Here is a 21,356-nt window from a genome sequence, read left to right on the forward strand (position 1 = left end):
TCAAATCCAATGCAGATGAGCGGTAAGGGATTTTACGGAGCCGTGCTCTTCATATGACCATGTCGTAATGGAGCGTTTCTTTCTAAATTTAAAAATGGAACAGCTTTGGCGACAATATTACGCCCATCATCAAGAAGCAATCAAGGATGTAGCCTCTACATCACGGTGTTTTATAATCAAGTAAGCTTACATTCCACTTTAAATTATTTATCACCTTATCAATTTGAGCAAAATACAAATAATCTATCTATTGAAGTGTCTGATTTTTCGTGGCCATCCCATCTCTCTAACATTTTATTATGTAGTATGGAACATGAAAATCTCATCCAACAGAGTATTCAGCAGCTTCTAAACGAGTCACATTGACGGGCAATCCCAATAAATAACCTTGTAATTGCTGACAGCCCAAACGAGTTAAAATTTCAGCCTGTAATGGGGTCTCAATCCCTTCTGCTGTCACGGTTAAACCCAGTTTTGTTGCCAATTGAATAATACTTTCTAAGATCATTTCTTCTTTGGATTCAGGTGCTAAATCATGAATAAATTCTTTATCAATTTTTAATTCATCGACAGGTAAATTTTTTAAATATAAAAAACTCGAATGCCCAGTTCCAAAGTCATCAATCGCCAATTTAATCCCCATCTGGCGTAGCAGTTCCAATGTGCTAATACTATTATCAATATGATGCATAGCTGTCGACTCAGTGATCTCAATCATCAAGTCATTCGGATCAACATGGTACTTCTTCAATAAGTCGTCTAAAGTTGAAAATAAATGTTTATGTTCAAATTGAATTGCCGATAAATTCACTGAAATAGGCAAAAAATGTGGGTGCGTTTTTTCCCAAAGTTTAATTTGTTTACACGCTTCTTCAAGCGCCCAATACCCCATACGAATAATTAATCCAGTCTTTTCCGCGCCTCGAATAAACATATTTGGGGTCAACAAACCAAGTGTTGGATGTATCCAGCGAATTAAAGCTTCCACCCCTAAAACAGAATGATCCATGGCTTTAAATTTAGGCTGATAAAACAATACAAATTGCTGATCTTCGACCGCTTTATATAAGTCATTAATCAGTTTGGTCTGACTTTTGGCTTCACTTTGATCGGCACTATAATAAAACACAGAGTAAGTATTTCGCCCCTGATATTTAGACGTCAACATGGCTGCATCAGCATTAATCAATAAGTCTTGTAAATTATTGCCATGTTCTGGATACATCGCAATTCCAATACTTGCCGACACATTAATTTCTTTGCCCGCAATCAAAAAACTATCTTGAATCAACTCTAAAATTTGATTGGCTACTTGAGCTACCTGTTCAGGTGTTGCACGTTCCAACACCATTAAAAACTCATCGCCACCAATACGCAAAAGTTTAGATTGCTCGTCTAATAAACGATGCAGACGATTTGCCAACTGAATAAGAAGTTGATCTCCCACGTGATGTCCGAAAACATCATTCACCGCTTTAAAGCGATCTAGATCTATGTACAAAAATGCAATCTGATCTTGATGGTAACGATGATCGGTAAACAAAAAATGTGCATATTCAGCTAAAAACAATCGATTAGGCAATTTGGTCAAATTATCTTGAACAGATAAATTGGCTAACTCTCGACTGACTTTTTTTAACTGACGATTACGTTCTTCTAAACGTCGCTCGAGCAAGGCCACACACAATGCAACAGTAAGCACTAAACAGGTAATAAAAAATATAGTGAACAATTTCAGAGGATGATTAAAGCCGACTTCAGGCAACAGGGGTTTCACACTTTCAGGTAAAAAGTAAATAGCAGCCATACCTGTATAGTGCATAACCACAATGGTCAATGTCAGCGTCAACGCAATCAAAAACCTAATTACCGCTCTATGCTTACGGATATGCTTATTTCGAAAAGCCAATAAGAATGTTAGTCCCGAACCACCAATGGCAATCAACACCGAGCATATCAAAATTAAAGGGTGATACACGATGGTATAACCTGGCACCTTCATACCAATCATACCAACATAATGCATGCCTGAAATTCCTAACCCCATCAGCACTGCGCCCAGTACCAAGCGCATCAAAGGCATGGTAAAACGTGAAGTCAACCACAATGCAAATGTAGATGCTAAAAAAGCAATTAAATAAGAAACCAGCGTTAAACTATAATCAAAAGAATAATCACTTGGCATTTCGCTCGCCAACATACCAACAAAATGCATACCCCAAATGGCTATACCCAAGAGCGCGCCACTCGAAATTAAGATTAGTTTTTCATATTTTGGGCGTGAATCCCGAAATAAAACCTGCTCCAAAGAAATAGAAAAATAACATGCCAACAGTGCAACAATCACTGAGCCAAATACAAGACTGTAATCATAGTGTATATGCGTCATAAAATAGATTCCGCACAATTTTTTGCTGTTATTTTATTCACATCAAAATGGCCAGTGTTTTTAAGTGTATTGTCTAAAAATGGAGACAATATAATCTTGGACAGATAAATAATTAACTTAGAATCTAACACTCTTCTGCTTTGGTCAAGCATTTCTTCAGGGGATTTACTATGACCAATCATTTGTATAAAAAAACATACAGATCAATCACTGAATTAATAAAAAATAGCGATTTGTTCCGTGGATTATTGTCCCACAACAAGCAAAATTTTCAGAACAATAAGTCCTCTTTATGCCACATATAAAAAAACCAGTCAGCCGTAGCTTACTGGTTTTTAGATGATTTAATTTTGCACTTTTAAGGTGCAGTTTTCGCTTTACCTTGCAGTTTCGCATAATCCAGTAAAACACTGGCAGCCTCACTGACAAAAGCTTCATCTTCTGGCAATGCAGGACGTTGATTGGCTTTCATTTTGGCACGCGTTTCAACCAGAGCATCTAAAGAGGCTTGGTAGCTTTCCCAGTTGGTATAAGGTTTTAAGCCCATCGATTTACGACGTGCATTTTCGGAATCTAAGGTTTTTTGCTCCATATCTAATAGTTCAGCTTTACGCTTTTGTAAATCTAGCACCACTTGTTTTTGCTCAATGGCTTTTTTCGCTAAAGCTGTGCGTTGCTCTAAGTATTTAAACTGAGGATCAAGGCTGACACGTTGCTGAGATGATTTCACCAAATCTGGGACATAATTTTGAATTGAGCCTTCACGTTTAAACGGTGCAGTTGGAATAGTGTCCCACTTCAACGCATTTTTCGACTTACGCTCACCAAATTCTTCGTTGTAGATATCAACCAGTTTAATATCTGGTACTACACCTTTGTTTTGCGTACTGCCACCAGTGACACGGTAAAATTTACGTTGTGTCAATGTGGCCTGACCATAAGCCAAAGAGTCTAACTGTACTTGCGCCGTTCCCTTTCCTGTCGTGGTACTACCAATCACAATACCGCGCTCATAATCTTGAATGGCTGCAGAGTAAATTTCACTGGCCGAAGCAGATGCCAAATTAATCAGCACAGCCATTGGGCCTGCATAAGTTTGAGCACCACCGTCATCATCTTCAAAGACACTAACATTGCCGTTGCCGTCACGAATTTGCACCACAGGGCCAGACTTAATCACTTGACCCAGCATACGAGCGACTTCTTCCAACGACCCACCTGGGTTATTGCGTAAATCTATTAAAATGCCTTCAACATTTTGTGCATCTAATGATTTCAGTGCTTTATTGGTATCTTCAGAAACTGAACGGTACTCTGTCCCTGCACGGCGCGCACGGTAGTTCAAATAGAAAGATGGAATTTCTATGACACCAAATTTATGCTTTTTTCCATCGCGTTCAATTTCAATAATGCGTGAGCGTACACCCGCATCTTCTTCCTGAATCACATCACGAACAATGGTCACGTTACGTGCCTGACTCATAGAAGCTCCAGCACCCAATAAACGCAAGGTCACTTTTGTGCCACGCTTACCACGAATTAAACCGACAATTTCACTGCTTGACCAACCAATGACATCCACCATTTTTTCGCCATCTTGGGCCACACCAATAATGCGATCCCCCGATTTAATTTGACCAGATTTGCTGGCTGGGCCACCTTCTACAATAGTTTCAATTTTGGTGTAATCTTCATTGCCACGTTCAGGTCGAATTGAGACTCCAACCCCTTCCAATTGTAGTGTGGTTTGGCGGTTCAACTCCATCGCATCTACAGGTGGGAAATAATTGCTATGCGGATCGTAAGTCAGCATCATTGCATTGAGGGTTTTATCTAGAACATCATCGCTTTTCAGACGGCTAATGCGTTCTAACTGACGTGTAAAACGCTTAGTTAAAGTCTGTGCAGGCGTTAAATCTTCAGGGCCTGTTAAATCCTGTCCATTGGCCAATTCTGGATTATCTTTCAATGCCTTTTGTTTGGCTAAATCTTCTTCTTTGCTAATGGTCAGATTAATCAGCTGTGACACCAACATTTTATTCCAATGCGCGCGCTGTTCTGCTTCAGACTTAAAGAATGGCGCTTTTTCGCGATCTGTTTCAATATAAGTATTGGGCTGATGCAGATTTTGCGGTTTTTTCAGCTCCGCAAGCATATAAGTATAGAATTGTTTTAAGCGATCACGATATTGCGCATGAATTTCATACGGGCCAGACAAATTGCCTGCCTTTAAGTTTACGCCAAAGTTCGAACCAAAACGCTTTTTATAATCCTCAACTTCAGAAGCTAAAAATAACGTGTGTTCAGGATCGAGACTATCTAAATAGAAATCTAAAATTCGGTTCGATGTATTGGCATCTAAACGCTGATTTAAATAATGTTGACGATCGACCAAGGTTGCCAACTGGCGAGAAACCAAAGCTTGCTCTTGAGTTGGCTGAATTGTATTTGAAACAGCGACTGTATTTTCAGCAGCAATGGCTTCATTTACAACATGAGTAAAAAATAAACCGCCTGTTGCCAAAGCAACGGCGCAAGCTATCGTTTGAAGTTTCATAAATAAGTTGTGCTTCCTTGGCATTGAACCAAATAACCTTATCACTTTTCAATTTGATGTGAATATTTTCAAAATTTTAAATGACTTAATCTGTTTATGTCGTGTAGTTTTATCATAATCTGTGCTGACAAAGTGTAGCAAAACATTGCAAAATTCAGGTATTGTTTTTCCTTAAAAATTCTAATACGGATTTCGACTATGATTGGCGCATTAATGCTTGACATTGCTGGCACAGAACTCACTCAAGAAGATATTGAACTATTACAAGCACCGCAAGTCGGTGGCATGATTTTATTTGGTCGAAATATCGAATCTCCAGAACAAGTTCGTGCTTTAACCAATCATATGCGCCAAGTCCGTCCAGACATCTTAATTGCAGTCGATCAAGAAGGCGGACGTGTACAACGTCTAAAAAATGGCTTTACCTTGCTCCCTGCTATGGGCAAGTTTGGCGAACTTTACTTAAGCGAACCTGAAAAAGCACTGGAACTGACCGAACAATGTGGCTGGCTCATGGCAGCAGAAGTTTTAGCTGTTGGTATTGATTTCAGCTTTGCACCTGTACTGGATTTAAACGATGTCAGCGATGTGATTGGCGACCGTAGTTTTTCGAAAAACATGCAAGATATTATGCCTTTAGCCAGTGCCTTTTTAAAAGGGATGAAGCGTGCAGGCATGGCCTCTACAGGCAAGCACTTCCCAGGGCATGGTTCAGTTAAAGCCGATTCACATGTTGCGGCAGCAATTGACTCGCGGCGCTATGATGAAATTTACAATCATGACATGCAAAGCTTTATTCAGCTTCAACCACAGTTGGATGCATTGATGCCTGCACACGTGATTTATGATCAAGTTGACCCAAACCCTGCGGGTTTTTCACCTTTTTGGATTCAAAAAATCTTACGTCAAGAACTCAAATTTGATGGGGTTTTATTCTCTGATGATTTAAGCATGCAAGCGGCCTGTGTCGCTGGTGGCGCCGATGCACGTATTCAAGCTGCGCTCAATGCAGGATGTGATATGGGCTTGGTCTGTAACGACCGTGAATCGGCCTGTATCGCATTGGAAGGCATTGCTCATTTAGCAATGCCAAACCAGCAACGCCTTGAACGTATGCGCGGTCATATTCCGAATATTCAGGTTGCACAAAGCTTAGACTTAGGGCAAAACTGGGCACAGACTCGTGACCGTATTTTAGAATTTAAACAACAATTAAGTGCCTAAGTAAATAAACACGAAAATTGACTAAAAGGAACACGACAAGGTGTTCCTTTTTTATTATGATGACTGAAACAGCAGTTTAACTGCACAAATACTAAAACTAAAAGAATATCTAAGGCTTAGCTGTCATGACTCAAGATTTATCGCAACATCGTCATATTTCATTTACTGCACATTATACGGGCTATATTTGGTATAGCATGGGCATTTCTCATCCTGTTTTTGCCACCAGTAAAGGGAAGTTTTTAGCCAAAGTCTTGCATCCACTAGAAAGCTGGGCCGAAAAACATGTCGGTGGTAGCATGCGCACAACACTAAAACAACGCCACAGCATTATTGATGATCAACTGACACAGCTGATCCAACAGCACCCTGATTTACAAATTTTAGAAATTGCCTGTGGTCTTTCGCCACGCAGCTGGAACTTCAGACAAAAATTTCCACAAATTACTTACCGTGAACTCGACTTGCCAGACATGGCAAAAATTAAAACGCAAGCTTTACAAAAACTAGATTCCGAAGCGCCAGAAGTCCTCACTGCTGATATTTTCACACACGATTTCGAAAAAATTTTTCATACTTTTGATTCAAAACGCCCTTTGGTGATCATTAGCGAGGGGTTGATTAATTACTTTGATAAGACCTTGCTGAATAAGTTACTTCAAGGGATGACCGAATATGGTCAAGACTTCACAGAACTGCATTATCTGACCGACATTTACCCTGAACCGGTAAAAAATAAGCTGGCAAATTTCATTTGGAGCAGTAGCAAATTGTTGAAAGTCATGTCACGCAGTTCATTTACCTTCCATTTTATCAATCCACAACAAGTTCAAAGCTTTTTTAGTCATGCAGGTTTCAATACTGTTGATGTCATTCAACCACTCAGCTTTTCTCACAAGGAAGATACCAGCAACGTCATTCACTTTCAAAACCCCGAAGAACATGGTGGTGATTTGGTCTGGGTGATTCATGCCCGCATAAAAAAACAGCGCTAATACGCTGTTTTTTTATGCCTTAAGTGAAAAAATCAAACGGCTTCAAGTAAATGCGTTTGCTCTTTTTGTCGTTGTACAAAGCGTAGTAATCTTTCCGCAAGTTCAAAACTGCCGTGCTTAAACAAGGCGCGTAGCTGATGTGCTGTGTTGTCAAAAATCAGACATTCGATTTTAAATTCACCCTCTTCATCTTCTAAATGGAGGGCTAAATCACGTGGGAACTGGGTCGCCTGTTCAACCTGTCCTTCTTTTTGTATATTCAATAACACACCAAAATAGTTTAAGTCTTCAATTTCGACCTGAATTGTTAAATCTGAATGACGATGGCTTAAATAACTCAAAGGCTGCAATACACCAATACGCTCTTCACCGCGACGTTCAATCTGCGCCATTTGCTCACGATTCATTGGAAGAATTCCATCCAAGGGCTGTATCGACTCACCACGTAAATAGGTGGCAAATAAATTCATGGTTTCTTTACGGCGCTGTAATTGGGGTACATGGTCTGCATTAGCAATCATGGCAAACTGCATATTTGGACATTGCAAAGCAAAATTGGCATTTTCATGCGGTAAAGTAAAACTGTCATATTGGCCACATGCCACCAACACATCACATTCAGGAATCGGCACATTGTTTAAACGCAATAAACGGTTGCAGTTAATGTCATAACGCTCCTGTTCTGTCTCTGTAAACTCTGCCATCTGACGGAAAAAAAGTCGTTTTGCCGTAGGCGACATACGGGTCACATCCATTTTGGCATGATTCACCAAATACAAAATCACCGCTTGGCCAAATTCATCCATGCGTTGTTCTTTCATTAAATGCAAAGATTCATCTAACAGCATGCGCCAACTTTTACGGGTTTTTTGCATCACCCCCATTAAAATCATACGCTCAACAACTTCTGGGCGCTGGTGGGCTAAACAAGACGCAACCACTGATCCCAAGGACATACCCAGTACAGCCACTTTTTGCATACCAACAATGTCTAACCACATGCCCAACATATGGGCCAAGTCTTCTAGTTCTAAAATACCCGCAGATTCACCAGTATCGACATTACTAATTTGCTGATTAGCCCCCATGGAAGGTAAATCAATTAAAATAATGGGGCCTGAAGCAAAAAGTTGCTCTACACAATATTTATAAGAATTAAAATTTTGGAATGCCCCGCCAATAATTACCATGGGGGTCATATGTAAGGTATCTGGCCGTGCGATGGCCATATATTCTATTTTCCAACCATTCATCCACGTTGTTCGCGCAGGTTGTTTAAAGCTACTTCTATCGTACACATCAAAAAAGCTGTCTTTTAGGTTCGCATCATGCATTTCCGAGTCCATTTGGATCATGGAATTCATATCCCTTTCCTCCATCCTTGCCTTATTTTTATTGTGCAAGAAAATAATTAGAGCTGCTTGTAGCAAGCATCCTGCTCTTTCGTCGTTATTTGTATGACTTCAATGTCACTATGCTTTCATTCTATACAGGAGATGTTTTTACACGCAACTGCTATTCGCGCCACTCATCTGCTTTTAAGATAAAAAGGATTTCAAATTATGAATAAGAACATCTAAATCTGGCTAAAAATTAGCTCGCATGCTTCATTGTCGCGTTATAGACTGTTACTATCAGATTGAAATTTCTAAGTGATCAAACCGCTATGCAACAGTCTATTGAACAATACATGCAAACGGTAGGACAACAGGCACGCCAAGCATCTCGCGTGTTAGCCAGTGCTTCTACCCATATTAAAAACAATGCACTATCTGCAATCTATACTGCTTTACAAAACAGTGAGACTGCTATTTTAGTTGCAAACCAAATTGATATGACCAAAGCGCATAACAATAATTTAGACAGTGCCCTGCTTGATCGCTTAGAACTGACTCCCGCACGCTTTAAAGGAATGCTCCAAGGCTTAAAAGATGTGATTGGCCTCATAGATCCTATTGGTGAAATTACCGATATGGCATTCCGTCCCTCAGGGATTCAACTGGGTAAAATGCGCGTGCCTTTAGGCGTTGTCGGCATGATTTACGAGTCTCGCCCAAACGTGACCTTAGAAGCAGCCTCATTGGCTTTAAAATCGGGTAACGCAATTATTTTACGTGGTGGTTCTGAAGCCATTGAATCGAATCAAGCCATTGCAACTGCGATTCAACATGCACTAAAAACTTCGGGCTTACCAGAAAACTCAGTACAAGTGATTAACACCACTGACCGCGCAGCAGTGGGTCAGTTAATTACCATGCCTGAATATGTTGACGTGATTGTTCCGCGTGGTGGCAAAAGTCTGATTGAACGGATTAGCAAAGAAGCCCGTGTTCCTGTGATTAAACATTTAGACGGTAACTGCCATGTCTATGTCGAAGCACAAGCCGATTTGCAAAAAGCCTTACCCATTGCGCTAAATGCAAAAACCCACCGCTATGGCGTATGTAATGCCATGGAAACACTTTTGGTCGATGAAAAAGTCGCTGAAGAATTTTTGCCTAATATTGCCGAACTGTATGTTGAAAAACAGGTCGAACTACGTGGTTGTCCAGAAGCACAACGTATTATTGGTAGCAATGTTATTGATGCCACAGAAGAAGATTGGTACACCGAATACCTAGGCCCAATTTTGGCAATTAAAGTGGTAAGCGGTATTGATGAAGCGATTGAGCATATTAATAAATATGGTTCACATCATACCGATGCCATCATTACTGAAAACTACACCTTAGCGCGTAAATTTTTGGCCTGTGTTGATTCTAGTTCAGTGATGATTAATGCATCGACCCGTTTTGCTGATGGTTTTGAATATGGTTTAGGTGCTGAAATTGGTATTTCAACCGATAAAATTCATGCCCGTGGCCCTGTTGGCTTAGAAGGCTTAACTTCACAAAAATGGGTGGTCTTTGGCGATGGTCAAATCCGCCAATAAATTATGCTTTAAACCTTAACTGTCTAAAAAAACAGTCCCATACTTGGGGCTGTTTTTTTATCTCAAATCGGTCAGGTTCTCTAACTACATCTTTGCTGCAGAAAATTCCATCAAAAACTGATTCAATTCAAGTAAGAAGAAAAAATACAGGATTCTCTATGTTTTATTACTTAATGATCAGCACCTTTGTTCTCGCGCTTGGCGTATCGTTTATGGTCATGCGACTTTTTTCTCAATCCATTCAAGACATCTTAGCGCGTATTATTCAAGACCCCATTCATGACGCTTGGGCCAAATACACCAAATTTGCAGGTATGGTAGTCGGGACGTCTTCAGGTATTCGCATTTATGACATGGAAAAATACATTACCCCACTGACCTATACAGACAATAACAAAAAAATTGTGATTGAACTGACGCAAGAGCGCTGGGTACTGGAAATTTATAGAACCATTATTGAAACCTTACAAGGGCTGGCTTGGATGATGCTGGTGTTTTTTATGGTCGCCTTACTGGCTTACGTCATTGTACGATGGGCTGAAATAAAACATCAAAAACCTTAATTATTTTATGGTTTTAAATTTAAAACAGATTAAAGCATGCTATTGTAAAATCATTGGCGACTAAATGTACTTATCGGTGATGACTATTTCATTAATAAATGGAAACCATCAACTGATAAATTTTAGTTATTATCATCTAAGCGGTCGATAGTGCTTAAGTCTAATCGGCTAAAGTCTATCTTGGACAGAAAAACAACACGTGTTAAAACATCATTACTGATCTAAAGTGCATAAAAAAAGCACTGTGTTCAGATCAAATTAGGGATATGTACTTTAAATTAGAATTCGGGAAAAAAAACGTGTATACATCAGTATTAGTAATTAACTGTGGTTCATCTTCAATTAAATATGCGTTGGTTTCTGAACGTCGTGAAGATCGTATTTTTGGCTTAGCAGAAAACCTAGGCTCTCCTGAAGCGCGTATTAAAGGCATTACCACAGGTGGTGAAGCGCTAGAGATTTCTATGCCCAATGCAGATCATGAAAAGGCATTAGAAATTATTCTTGAACGCATCTCGCATCATAACCCACAAGCCATTGGTCACCGCGTTGTACACGGCGGTACATTGACCAAAGCTGAATTATTAACACCTGAAATTATTGATCGTATTCGTGAAGCAACGCCACTTGCGCCACTTCACAATCCTGCACATTTGGTGGGTATTACCGCCACCATGCGTCTTTTCCCTGAATTACCACAAGTTGCAGTTTTTGATACAGCTTTCCATCAAACAATGCCTGCGCATGCATATCGCTATGCCCTACCTAAATTCCTATACACCATGCACAATGTGCGTCGTTACGGCTTCCATGGTACGAGTCATGCTTATGTATCTGAGCGCGGTTCAGAATTAGCTGGTAGTTTTAAACAAGGTGGCTGGTTAACAGCGCACTTGGGCAATGGTAGCTCGACATGTGCCATTTGGAATGGTCAAAGTGTTGATACCTCTATGGGCTTGACTCCACTAGAAGGTGTGGTCATGGGTACGCGTAGTGGTGATGTTGACCCAAGTATTCACCGTTTCCTTGCTTCTAATTTAGGCTGGGATATTTATAAAATTGATAAGATGTTAAATAACGAGTCAGGCTTATTGGGCTTGTCTGATCTTTCAAATGACATGCGTACTTTGATTGAAGCCTCTGAACAAGGCAATGAAGATGCAACGCTTGCCATTGAAGTATTCTGCTACCGCTTAGCAAAATCTTTAGCGGCTTTAAGCTGTGGCCTACCACAACTTAACGGATTATTCTTTACTGGCGGTATTGGTGAAAACTCTGCGTTCATTCGCGAAAAAACAGTTTCATATTTACCGCACTTCGGTTTCAACTTAAGCAAAGAAAAAAATGATGGCTTAAAGCGTGGCACAGAAGGTCGTATCGATGTTGGCAATGGCCCACAAATTTGGGTTGTACCAACAGATGAAGAAGGCCGTATTGCCAAAGAAACACAGTCTGTCGTGGAACAAGGGGTTTCAGCTGCTGTAAAAAAGTCTGATGTGGTCGAAGAAGCTGTTGCTTAAAACAGCAGCTTCCAGCACGCAATCGAGTTCAATATTTTATTTTATTAATTTAGACACCTTATGAAAACAATTTTACTCGTGCCAACTGGGGAAAGTGTAGGTTTAGCATCTGCATGTTTGGGCTTAATTTATGCGCTTGATTGCCAAGGAATTAAGGCTGGTTTTTTAAAGCCCTTTGCACAAGAACCTCATGCGACAACAGACCGCACCACAGCGCTATATCGCCATTTATTCAACAATGAAACTGTTGAACCAATCAGCCATGCCACGGTAACCCGTCGCTTGAGCCGAGATGAAAATGATGAGCTGTTAGAAGATGCTGTGCGCCTGCATCGTGACATCGCAAAAAAACACGATTTAATTATTGTGGAAGGTTTGGTTCCCAATAGCCATAATTCATTTGCCTCTGAACTGAATGCAGCTTTGGCCAAAGCACTAGATGCCAAAGTAGTTATTGTCAGTACCGCTGATATTCAGAACCCGAAAGTGACTGCAGAAAAAATTGAAGCACAAATTCGAAATTTTGGCGGAACCAACAATGAGCGGACAGCGGGCGTGCTGTTTATGCGTACCAAAGGCTTACCCGCAGATTCTGCACAGGTGCCTGTGACCATTGATCCGAGCCTGCGTTTAATCAGTGATATCAATACATTTTCTATTGAATTGCAAAAACAAAATACTCATATTGGTTCAGCCAGTTTTCCGATTATTGGTCTAGTGCCCTTCAGTAATACGCTAAGCGTGCCACGAATGTCCGATTTGGTTGCACACATTTCTGCACATTGGATTAACGAAGGTGATGCTCAGCAACGTCGCGTTTTACACAGCAGTTTAATTGCATCTAATATTGAGCATGAGCTACATAAATTTGTGGCGGGTGAACTGATTGTCAGCGCTTCAGACCGTATTGATGTGCTTTTAGCCAGTAGCTTAGCAAGCAGCAATGGTATTCCGCTTGCGGGCCTCATTTTGACAGAACATCATCATCCTAATGAGCAAGTTTTAGATTTTTGCCAAACTGCAATTAAACAAGGTTTACCGATTGCCCATACACCACTGAGCACGTTTGAAGCAGCGCAAGAACTGGCAAATTTAAGCAATGAAATTCCTATAGATGATATAGAACGTGCAGACCAAGTCACACGCTTTGTCTCTAGCCATATTGACCCTGAATGGATTACACAGCTGATTAATGGTTCATATCAGTCCCGTTTATCTCCTTCAGCTTTCCGCCACGAGTTAGTACAAAAGTCTATTGCGGCTAAAAAACGTATTGTACTTCCTGAAGGTGATGAACCGCGTACAGTTCAAGCGGCTGCCATTTGCCAAGCGCGTGGCATTGCACAATGTGTATTGCTTGCAAAACCTGAAGCGGTCATTGAAGTCGCTAAAGCACGTGGCATTGAATTGCCTTATGATTTGGAAATTATTGATCCTGACCTAATTCGTGACAACTATGTTGAAAAAATGGTTGAGCTACGTAAGGGTAAAATCAATGAATTACAAGCACGTGAACAACTACAAGATACCGTTGTTCTTGGCACAATGATGCTGACTTTAAATCAAGTCGATGGTTTAGTTTCTGGTGCCGTACATACCACAGCTAATACTGTCCGCCCTGCTTTTCAGTTAATTAAAACAGCACCTGAATACTCTTTAGTTTCTTCAGTATTCTTTATGCTGTTACCCGATGAAGTTTACGTATACGGTGACTGCGCAATTAACCCAGATCCAGATGCAGAACAATTGGCTGAAATTGCTATTCAGTCCGCAGACTCTGCAAAAGCCTTTGGGATTGACCCGCGTATTGCCATGATTTCTTATTCAACAGGCACATCAGGTGCAGGTGCAGAAGTTGAAAAAGTAGCGAAAGCCACTGAAATTGCTAGACAACGTCGTCCTGATTTATTAATTGATGGCCCACTTCAGTACGATGCTGCCTCAGTCGAAAGTGTTGGTCGCTCGAAAGCCCCAGATTCTAAAGTTGCTGGCCGTGCCAACGTGTTTATTTTCCCTGACTTAAACACAGGCAACACCACTTATAAAGCAGTACAACGTTCTGCCAATGTGGTAAGCGTTGGCCCAATGTTGCAAGGTTTGAACAAACCTGTAAATGACTTGTCTCGTGGTGCTTTAGTCGATGATATTGTGTTCACTATTGCATTAACTGCTATTCAAGCTGAACAACAAGCTACTCAGTAGTTTTTAACAGTTGGTACTCAGCGCCATCCAATCGAAAGATTGGGTGGTTTTTTTATTGTGTATAAGAGCATTTATATTCAATACAACAGATGATAAAAAATTGTATGTCATCCCAATCGCACTTTTTTATATATGAATTCTTCCAAAAACAGCGTACATTTTTTATAAATGAATCAATTTTCTTTTTTGAATGAAGATCTTCGTTAAATTTACTTCAGATCTTAGAGTAATGCTACAAGGTTTTAATAAACCTGTAATGACCTATCTCGTGGTACTTTAAGCCATGACATCGTATTTATCATGGCATTCGCTACATTCCAAGCACATTAAATGATCGATCTGGCGCGCAGTTGCTTCATGTTTCGGTACAATACCAAAATAAATAAAAAATGATAAGAATTTACTTTTCAAATAGTTAAACCATATAATCAAGCAATATAATTACACTTTAAATCATTGGTCTAATAATGAATAAAAAATGGCTTCCAATACTAATGGTGACAACGTTTTCACTCAGCGCATGTAATAAACCGAATCAACAACTCCAAGTTCAAGCAGAAACCCATTCATCTTCTGCCAGTTTGACCACTGCCAATTCGGTTGATATTAAAGACGATCTTAAAACTTTGGATCTGGTCGCAAATAAACATTCTCAAGCGATGTTGAATGCACAAGATGCACTAAATACAGCCCTTCAAAATAAAGAGCTCAATACTCTTTCGGCTCTATTGGAAAACTCAAAACACGTACAACCGAGTTTAACGCCGCTTTGGATGTGACAAACTTCAAAAGTCATGAAGTGGATGCATTAAGTGAAAAATTTAAGCAAGTTCATCTATTGGGACTTGAAATAGCTCAAGAAAATAGCAAAAACCCACCACAGCCAGAGCGTATTAATGCTTTAAAAACACAAATCGGTGCATTACAGCAAAGTGTTCTGAACGACATGAGGTCATTGCAATACACCGCATATACTCAACCAAATCCTGCTGAAGCAGACCACACGTCACCGCAGATAAAACCAAACACAGAAATAAATGTAACGGATCAAACTCCAGTCATTGCAACTTCAGATCTTAGTCAAGATAATGTAGCAGACATCAAACATGATCTCGTCGTTCTTAGCGCCGTATCTCAAACAGCCAAACACAATGCTCAAGATTCATTTATGGACATGCAACATGCGCTAGACAGCGGTAATAGGAATGCGCTTATGACGGCTGTTAAGCAAATCACTACGCGACTTCACGACCTAAATCAAAAATACAATGCTGTAACACTCAAAAGCGCTGAAGTCACGGAAGCGCGTGAAAGGTTGAAAGAAGAAAATAATCTTCAAATTGAAATGAGTAACATTATCTTGTCTGCTTCACCAGATCGACAAAAGTTTGCTGAGTTGAATAATAAATGGAAAAATTCTCAGAAAATGGTGGAGATTGAGATGGAAGCGCTTCGGATTAAAGCCAATACAGCGTCATGATTAATTCATAGATCTTTTATAAAGTGGATCAGTCGTATTAAGTGCCGTTAATTCCAACATTCATTGGATGTACAGACCTCGCTTCATGTTCAAGTCGTAAATAACCTTGGATAAAGTTTCATTTCCGTCTCAATTTTTTTAGCATGAAAATGCCAATGGACTTTATTTAATGTCATAACCGTCTGATCATACTAACAAATATGAATCGTTAAATTTTCAACCATCAATATCAGACAAAAAAGGGACTATGCCAACACCAGAAACTTACTGCTTTTGCGCCAACCACACCGTATGTCCTGTACACTCCACATCGTTAGCGACCATTTTTACCACATTAAAACCATACTGTTTTAATAAAACCCGATATTCATCTTGTGACAAACTGGCATGATATAAAGCATCACCAAACATATCTCCCATTACTTCACCAGCCGTAGGCCCACTCGTGAACATTAAAGCCGTATTGGCTACTGAAAATTGAGCAAATTGCGCAAACATCTGTCGCTGATCATCTGGGGTTAAATGAAAAAAACTATCCCACGCCAAAATAGCATTAAACTTTTGATCTAATTCAACAGTTCGCATATCTGCTTGAACCCAAGTCTGCTTGGGAAAGTTTTTTTGCGCCATTGCAATCATCACATCTGAACTGTCTACACCTATAAGTGTATGCCCTTGCTGTATCAAATAATCTGCAATGGGTTTTGCCGAGCCACAACCTAAATCTAAAAGAGTCGAGTGCACAGGAATTAAACTAAGAAACAGGTCTAACCATGCCTTTTCATACAAAAAATCGCCACGTAATTCAGTCCATGCGCGCGCATGTTTTTTATAGATTTCAATAATATTTTGTGCCAGAGCAGCTTGATTTTCCATCATCTAAAATTTCTTATCTTTTAACGAGTATACGCAAATTTAGATCATGAGTTGATGAGTTGATGAGTTGATGAGTTGATGAGTTGATGAGTTGATGAGTTGATGAGTTGATGAGTTGATGAGTTGATGAACATATTATTTTTATAAAACCGAGTATCAAAAAAAGAAGAAAAGCTTATGCCTGTTCTTCTTTCTGTCCGTACATCCACGTTGCGGCGATATATACTGCAAAACCCACAACCATCAAAATACTGCTTACTGTCATCTTTATGACTCGCTGTTAATTTGTGACAATTATGCGAAAGTTTTATGACAGTTATATGACAACCATAAATTTTATTAAAATTTATTTTAATAATATATATCAATAACTTATATAAATATAGATATTTAACTTTCAAAATTATCATATTATTTCTTATCAAATATGACACTTTCTTGTCATATTTGATCCTGTTGCGACAACATTGACAGCCTACTTATATGCCGATATTAAACTTTCGCCCAAAGCCTTTTCAAAACGCCCACAACTCGATCTTTTTGTCTTATAATTTAGCCCGCTAGCTATCAGCCCGCTCAAGAGATATTTGTATGACAACTATTATCAAGCAAGACGACTTGATCACATCGGTAAAAGATGCGCTTCAGTTTATTTCTTACTATCATCCACAAGACTTCATCCAAGCGATGAGCCGTGCATATGATCGTGAAGAGAACAAAGCTGCTAAAGACGCCATCGCACAAATCTTAATTAATTCACGTATGTGTGCAGAAGGTCATCGCCCAATCTGTCAAGATACGGGAATTGTGAACGTCTTTCTTGAAGTGGGCTTAGACGTTAAATTTGATTTAACCCTCAGCCTAGACGATGCAATTAATGAAGGTGTTCGTCAAGGTTACCTTGAAAACTCAAACATTCTTCGTGCCTCTGTTTTAGCCGACCCTGCTTTTGGTCGTAAAAATACCAAAGACAACACGCCTGCAGTGATTCACTACAAACTCGTACCGGGTAATAAAGTTGATATTACTGTTGCAGCCAAAGGTGGTGGTTCAGAAAACAAATCTAAACTGGCCATGCTCAATCCATCTGACTCAATTGTCGATTGGGTACTGAAAACTGTTCCGACAATGGGTGCAGGTTGGTGTCCACCGGGTATGTTGGGTATTGGTATTGGTGGTACTGCTGAAAAAGCCATGATGCTTGCCAAAGAAGCACTCATGGAAGAAATCAACATGGACGAATTACTTCGTCGTGGACCTGAAAATAAAATTGAAGAACTCCGTATGGAAATCTTCGAAAAAGTAAATGCTTTGGGCATTGGTGCGCAAGGTCTTGGCGGTCTTACCACGGTTCTAGACATTAAAATTAAAGATTACCCATGTCATGCTGCTGGAAAACCAGTCGGTATGATTCCGAACTGTGCTGCAACGCGTCATGCACACTTCACATTAGATGGCTCAGGTATTGCACATATTCAAGCGCCTAAATTGTCTGACTACCCTGCTGTGACTTGGGATTCTTCAAGCTCTAAACGTGTAGACCTAGACAACATCACTCAAGAAGAAATGAACGCTTGGCAACCAGGCGATACCTTATTGCTTAACGGCACAATTTACACAGGTCGTGATGCGGCGCATAAACGTATGTGTGAAATGTTAGATAACGGTGAAGAACTTCCTGTTGATCTTAAAGGTAAATTCATTTACTACGTGGGTCCAGTCGATCCAATTGGTGATGAAGTGGTTGGTCCTGCAGGTCCAACAACGGCAACCCGTATGGACAAATTTACTCGTCAAGTTTTAGAAGCCACTGGCTTGTACGGCATGATTGGTAAAGCAGACCGTGGTCCAACAGCCATAGAAGCAATCAAAGACAACAAAGCCACTTATTTAATGGCTGTTGGCGGTGCTGCTTACTTAGTTTCTAAAGCAGTACGTCAAGCTGAAGTCGTGGCTTTTGCTGACTTGGGTATGGAAGCCATCTACAAATTTGTGGTTGAAGATATGCCAGTATCAGTAGCGGTTGACGTAAATGGTAGCTCTATTCACGCCACTGCACCAAAAATTTGGCAAGCCAAAATTGGTAAAATTCCAGTGATTGACGCTGCGGGTTAATTGACCTAAGCAATAAAAAAGCACTCTATATTTAGGGTGCTTTTTTATTACTGCAATTACGATGAATCTGTAAAAATCTTATGCTCAGCGAGTCTTTTCATCATTTCAATCATAAAACAATACAACTTTAATCTGGTCTGAATACTGCCCTGACTAAAAAAGCACACAATCCACGCCTCAATCTCATTCGTTTTATAAATCTTCAAAATCGAGCTAGCGTAGAGTCGTTTTAGCTTTTTTTGGGTGAAAATACTTGTCCCTAGATGGATATATTAAAAGTCCCCTTCAGAAGAATTTTTTAGCTAATTACCACGTCCGAGGATCCCACAATTTAAAAGGCTTAACCAATTGTACATCTGTTGCTGGATCATATTGACTGCGTTTAATTTTTTGTGCATTTTTGCGTACTTTGCCATGTTGCTGATCTTCTGCTACAAAGTTAAAGCTGGTCGATTTCAGCTGGGTAAAAGCAATTTCATTTTTCCCGATACGCTCTGACATCAGTATCAATGGCCCCGACACGGCATGACGGGTTGCAAGATTTTCTTCATCGTATTTCACAAAATAAGATTGCCCTGCTTCCACGGTAAAATCTAAATACTTTGGTTTTTGAAAATGATTAATTCCCAAAGGGCGACTGCTTGAAAGGCGATACGTTCCCGCAGGCAATTCTACCCAATAATAATGATTGTTTAACAAACTCGGAATGCGTTCGCTATTTAAAAACAAACTACTGGCAACAATTTCTTGACGATTCCACTTACTATCAGGCCGATATAAATACACCACAGCAGCTTGATCGTGTTGAGGTTTGATCGTTTGAAAATGATTGCCCTGCGCCTGATTGACCCAACCACCAATCGTGAACACACCAATACGGTACTGTTCCATGATGCTGGGTTCATGTTGTACATTCACCTCTTTCAAGGTAGAAACTAAGTGTGGTTGCTGTTCAAGAGATGATTTTCCATGACAGCCCAAAAGTACCAAACTGCTGAGTATTACCAAACACACACCACGCATGATTATCCCTCACTGCGTATTTTTTATTTTGATTGATTGTTTTAAGTTTTAGCTGTGGCCATTCCCAGCCATCCTGCTGAGATTAACATTCAGATTTCTTTTTTAAAATAAAAAAACGTGTGCAAATTTAAGATTTACACACGTTTCTGACGAACAGCACTAAACTTATGCAGACTTGGAATTAATTACTTTCAAATCGGCCTTTGGCGCTACATCATCTTTTGGGTTTTTTAGTTGGCGCTCTGGCTTAAACTCAGGTTTCGCTTCACCATTAATCACGGCTTCTGAAACAACCACAGTACCAACATCGGTACGGCTTGGTAAATCGTACATAGTTTCAAGTAAAGAGTTTTCTAAGATTGAACGTAAACCACGTGCACCAGTATTCCGATCTAGCGCTTTTTTCGCTACCGCACGTAATGCACTCGGTTCAAAAACCAAATCAACATCTTCCATGTCAAACAAGTATTCATACTGACGTGTTAAAGCATTCTTCGGCTCTGTCAAAATTTGCATTAATGCATCTTCATCCAGTTCATCCAAAGTCGCAATCACTGGTAAACGACCAATAAACTCTGGAATTAAACCAAATTTAACCAAGTCAGTCGCTTCTACTTGACGGAACAAGTCAGATAATTTTTTAGTTTCATCTTTCTTGCGTACTTCTGCCGTAAAACCAATACCGCCTTTTTCCTGACGTTGCTGCACAATTTTCTCTAAACCAGAAAATGCACCGCCACAAATAAACAGGATATTTGAAGTATCAATTTGAATGAATTCTTGTTGCGGATGCTTACGTCCACCTTGTGGCGGAATAGATGCAACCGTACCTTCAATCATTTTCAACAAAGCTTGTTGTACACCTTCACCCGATACATCACGAGTAATAGATGGGTTTTCAGATTTACGGGTAATCTTGTCAATCTCATCAATATAGATAATGCCTTTTTGGGCCTTTTCTACATCGTAATCGGCTTTTTGCAAAAGCTTTTGAACAATGTTCTCGACATCTTCACCGACATAGCCTGCTTCCGTTAACGTTGTTGCATCTGCCATAGCAAATGGAACATCTAATAAACGTGCAAGAGTTTGTGCAAGTAAAGTTTTACCCGAGCCTGTTGGCCCAACCAACATGATGTTGCTCTTTGAAATTTCAACACCATCTTCAGGTTTTTTACCGCTAGTGCTGGCTTTCAAACGCTTGTAATGATTGTAAACTGCAACGGACAAGGTTTTCTTCGCGACATCTTGCCCAATAACGTACTGGTCTAATGCAGCACGTATTTCATGAGGCTTTGGCAACGGTCGTGTTGCCCAGTCGTTCGATTCAACTTGTTGACTGGTTTGCACCAAATCTAAGCATACGTCCACACATTCATTACAGATGTACGCGTCCTCACCTGCAATCAGTTTCCCGACTTCAGACTGCGTTTTACCGCAAAATGAGCAATGCTTTTGTCCTTGAGGATGTTCGGACATA

15 protein-coding genes are annotated in these 21,356 nt (G+C 40.0%); 9 read left to right on the forward strand and 6 right to left on the reverse strand.

Annotated elements, in window-relative coordinates; translation table 11 throughout:
- Window positions 1-322: 322 nt before the first annotated feature.
- Both BBP83_RS00445 and BBP83_RS00450 read right to left on the reverse strand, forming a co-directional pair.
- A complete protein-coding gene (locus tag BBP83_RS00445) occupies window positions 323-2,389 on the reverse strand; it encodes a bifunctional diguanylate cyclase/phosphodiesterase (RefSeq protein WP_068885464.1) in 2,067 nt (688 codons plus the stop codon).
- 358 nt (window positions 2,390-2,747) lie between these two features.
- Window positions 2,748-4,946, reverse strand: a complete 2,199-nt coding sequence (locus BBP83_RS00450) for a carboxy terminal-processing peptidase (RefSeq protein WP_068885465.1) — start codon at window positions 4,944-4,946, stop codon at window positions 2,748-2,750.
- Window positions 4,947-5,144: 198 nt separating this feature from the next.
- Here BBP83_RS00450 and nagZ point away from each other — a divergent pair, with 198 nt between their 5' ends.
- Together nagZ and BBP83_RS00460 are read left to right on the forward strand one after the other, a co-directional pair.
- Window positions 5,145-6,170 carry a beta-N-acetylhexosaminidase gene (nagZ, locus tag BBP83_RS00455; protein ID WP_068885466.1) on the forward strand — a complete coding sequence of 342 codons (1,026 nt, stop codon included), beginning with the start codon at window positions 5,145-5,147 and terminating at the stop codon, window positions 6,168-6,170.
- A 125-nt stretch (window positions 6,171-6,295) separates the two neighbouring features.
- On the forward strand, window positions 6,296-7,165 hold the full coding sequence (locus BBP83_RS00460; protein ID WP_068885467.1) for a class I SAM-dependent methyltransferase: 870 nt from the start codon (window positions 6,296-6,298) through the stop codon (window positions 7,163-7,165).
- A 32-nt stretch (window positions 7,166-7,197) separates the two neighbouring features.
- On the opposite strand, the gene BBP83_RS00465 is transcribed toward BBP83_RS00460, so the two are convergent.
- Complete coding sequence (locus BBP83_RS00465; protein ID WP_068885468.1) at window positions 7,198-8,529, reverse strand: alpha/beta fold hydrolase; 1,332 nt, start codon at window positions 8,527-8,529, stop codon at window positions 7,198-7,200.
- Between the two features lie 302 nt (window positions 8,530-8,831).
- On the opposite strand from BBP83_RS00465, the gene BBP83_RS00470 reads away from it, so the two are divergent.
- The 6 genes from BBP83_RS00470 (at window position 8,832) to BBP83_RS00490 (ending at window position 15,862) form a co-directional block, all read left to right on the forward strand.
- Window positions 8,832-10,097 (forward strand): glutamate-5-semialdehyde dehydrogenase, encoded by a 1,266-nt coding sequence (locus BBP83_RS00470; protein ID WP_068885469.1) that lies wholly within the window; start codon window positions 8,832-8,834, stop codon window positions 10,095-10,097.
- A 158-nt stretch (window positions 10,098-10,255) separates the two neighbouring features.
- Window positions 10,256-10,660 carry a hypothetical protein gene (locus BBP83_RS00475; RefSeq protein WP_068885470.1) on the forward strand — a complete coding sequence of 135 codons (405 nt, stop codon included), beginning with the start codon at window positions 10,256-10,258 and terminating at the stop codon, window positions 10,658-10,660.
- A 299-nt stretch (window positions 10,661-10,959) separates the two neighbouring features.
- On the forward strand, window positions 10,960-12,180 hold the full coding sequence (locus BBP83_RS00480; protein ID WP_068885939.1) for an acetate/propionate family kinase: 1,221 nt from the start codon (window positions 10,960-10,962) through the stop codon (window positions 12,178-12,180).
- A 60-nt stretch (window positions 12,181-12,240) separates the two neighbouring features.
- Window positions 12,241-14,382 carry a phosphate acetyltransferase gene (gene pta / locus BBP83_RS00485; protein WP_068885471.1) on the forward strand — a complete coding sequence of 714 codons (2,142 nt, stop codon included), beginning with the start codon at window positions 12,241-12,243 and terminating at the stop codon, window positions 14,380-14,382.
- Between the two features lie 467 nt (window positions 14,383-14,849).
- Window positions 14,850-15,161 carry a hypothetical protein gene (locus BBP83_RS15375; protein WP_245669693.1) on the forward strand — a complete coding sequence of 104 codons (312 nt, stop codon included), beginning with the start codon at window positions 14,850-14,852 and terminating at the stop codon, window positions 15,159-15,161.
- A gap of 20 nt (window positions 15,162-15,181) precedes the next feature.
- Entirely contained in the window at window positions 15,182-15,862 is a 681-nt protein-coding gene (locus tag BBP83_RS00490) for a hypothetical protein (protein WP_245669694.1), read from the forward strand.
- A gap of 264 nt (window positions 15,863-16,126) precedes the next feature.
- On the opposite strand, the gene BBP83_RS00495 is transcribed toward BBP83_RS00490, so the two are convergent.
- Window positions 16,127-16,738 carry a class I SAM-dependent methyltransferase gene (locus BBP83_RS00495; protein ID WP_068885940.1) on the reverse strand — a complete coding sequence of 204 codons (612 nt, stop codon included), beginning with the start codon at window positions 16,736-16,738 and terminating at the stop codon, window positions 16,127-16,129.
- 591 nt (window positions 16,739-17,329) lie between these two features.
- Between BBP83_RS00495 and BBP83_RS00500 the strand changes: the two genes are divergently transcribed.
- A complete protein-coding gene (locus BBP83_RS00500; RefSeq protein ID WP_068885472.1) occupies window positions 17,330-18,853 on the forward strand; it encodes a fumarate hydratase in 1,524 nt (507 codons plus the stop codon).
- A 306-nt stretch (window positions 18,854-19,159) separates the two neighbouring features.
- On the opposite strand, the gene BBP83_RS00505 is transcribed toward BBP83_RS00500, so the two are convergent.
- Both BBP83_RS00505 and clpX read right to left on the reverse strand, forming a co-directional pair.
- Complete coding sequence (locus BBP83_RS00505) at window positions 19,160-19,876, reverse strand: DUF2846 domain-containing protein (protein WP_068885473.1); 717 nt, start codon at window positions 19,874-19,876, stop codon at window positions 19,160-19,162.
- A gap of 165 nt (window positions 19,877-20,041) precedes the next feature.
- Entirely contained in the window at window positions 20,042-21,355 is a 1,314-nt protein-coding gene (gene clpX / locus BBP83_RS00510) for an ATP-dependent protease ATP-binding subunit ClpX (protein ID WP_068885474.1), read from the reverse strand.
- Between the last annotated feature and the right edge of the window lies 1 nt (window position 21,356).

Origin of the sequence: Acinetobacter celticus (genome assembly GCF_001707755.1) — a bacterium.
GTDB lineage: Bacteria > Pseudomonadota > Gammaproteobacteria > Pseudomonadales > Moraxellaceae > Acinetobacter > Acinetobacter celticus.

Bases quoted from the DNA above. Each gene is read 5' to 3' on its own strand.
- BBP83_RS00450 (WP_068885465.1), bottom strand. From the start codon at position 4,946: ATGAAACTTCAAACGATAGCTTGCGCCGTTGCTTTGGCAACAGGCGGT.
- BBP83_RS00470 (WP_068885469.1), top strand. From the start codon at position 8,832: ATGCAACAGTCTATTGAACAATACATGCAAACGGTAGGACAACAGGCA.
- BBP83_RS00460 (WP_068885467.1), top strand. From the start codon at position 6,296: ATGACTCAAGATTTATCGCAACATCGTCATATTTCATTTACTGCACAT.
- BBP83_RS00495 (WP_068885940.1), bottom strand. From the start codon at position 16,738: ATGGAAAATCAAGCTGCTCTGGCACAAAATATTATTGAAATCTATAAA.
- BBP83_RS00505 (WP_068885473.1), bottom strand. From the start codon at position 19,876: ATGCGTGGTGTGTGTTTGGTAATACTCAGCAGTTTGGTACTTTTGGGC.
- clpX (WP_068885474.1), bottom strand. From the start codon at position 21,355: ATGTCCGAACATCCTCAAGGACAAAAGCATTGCTCATTTTGCGGTAAA.
- BBP83_RS00475 (WP_068885470.1), top strand. From the start codon at position 10,256: ATGTTTTATTACTTAATGATCAGCACCTTTGTTCTCGCGCTTGGCGTA.
- BBP83_RS00445 (WP_068885464.1), bottom strand. From the start codon at position 2,389: ATGACGCATATACACTATGATTACAGTCTTGTATTTGGCTCAGTGATT.
- BBP83_RS15375 (WP_245669693.1), top strand. From the start codon at position 14,850: ATGAATAAAAAATGGCTTCCAATACTAATGGTGACAACGTTTTCACTC.
- pta (WP_068885471.1), top strand. From the start codon at position 12,241: ATGAAAACAATTTTACTCGTGCCAACTGGGGAAAGTGTAGGTTTAGCA.
- nagZ (WP_068885466.1), top strand. From the start codon at position 5,145: ATGATTGGCGCATTAATGCTTGACATTGCTGGCACAGAACTCACTCAA.
- BBP83_RS00465 (WP_068885468.1), bottom strand. From the start codon at position 8,529: ATGAATTCCATGATCCAAATGGACTCGGAAATGCATGATGCGAACCTA.
- BBP83_RS00500 (WP_068885472.1), top strand. From the start codon at position 17,330: ATGACAACTATTATCAAGCAAGACGACTTGATCACATCGGTAAAAGAT.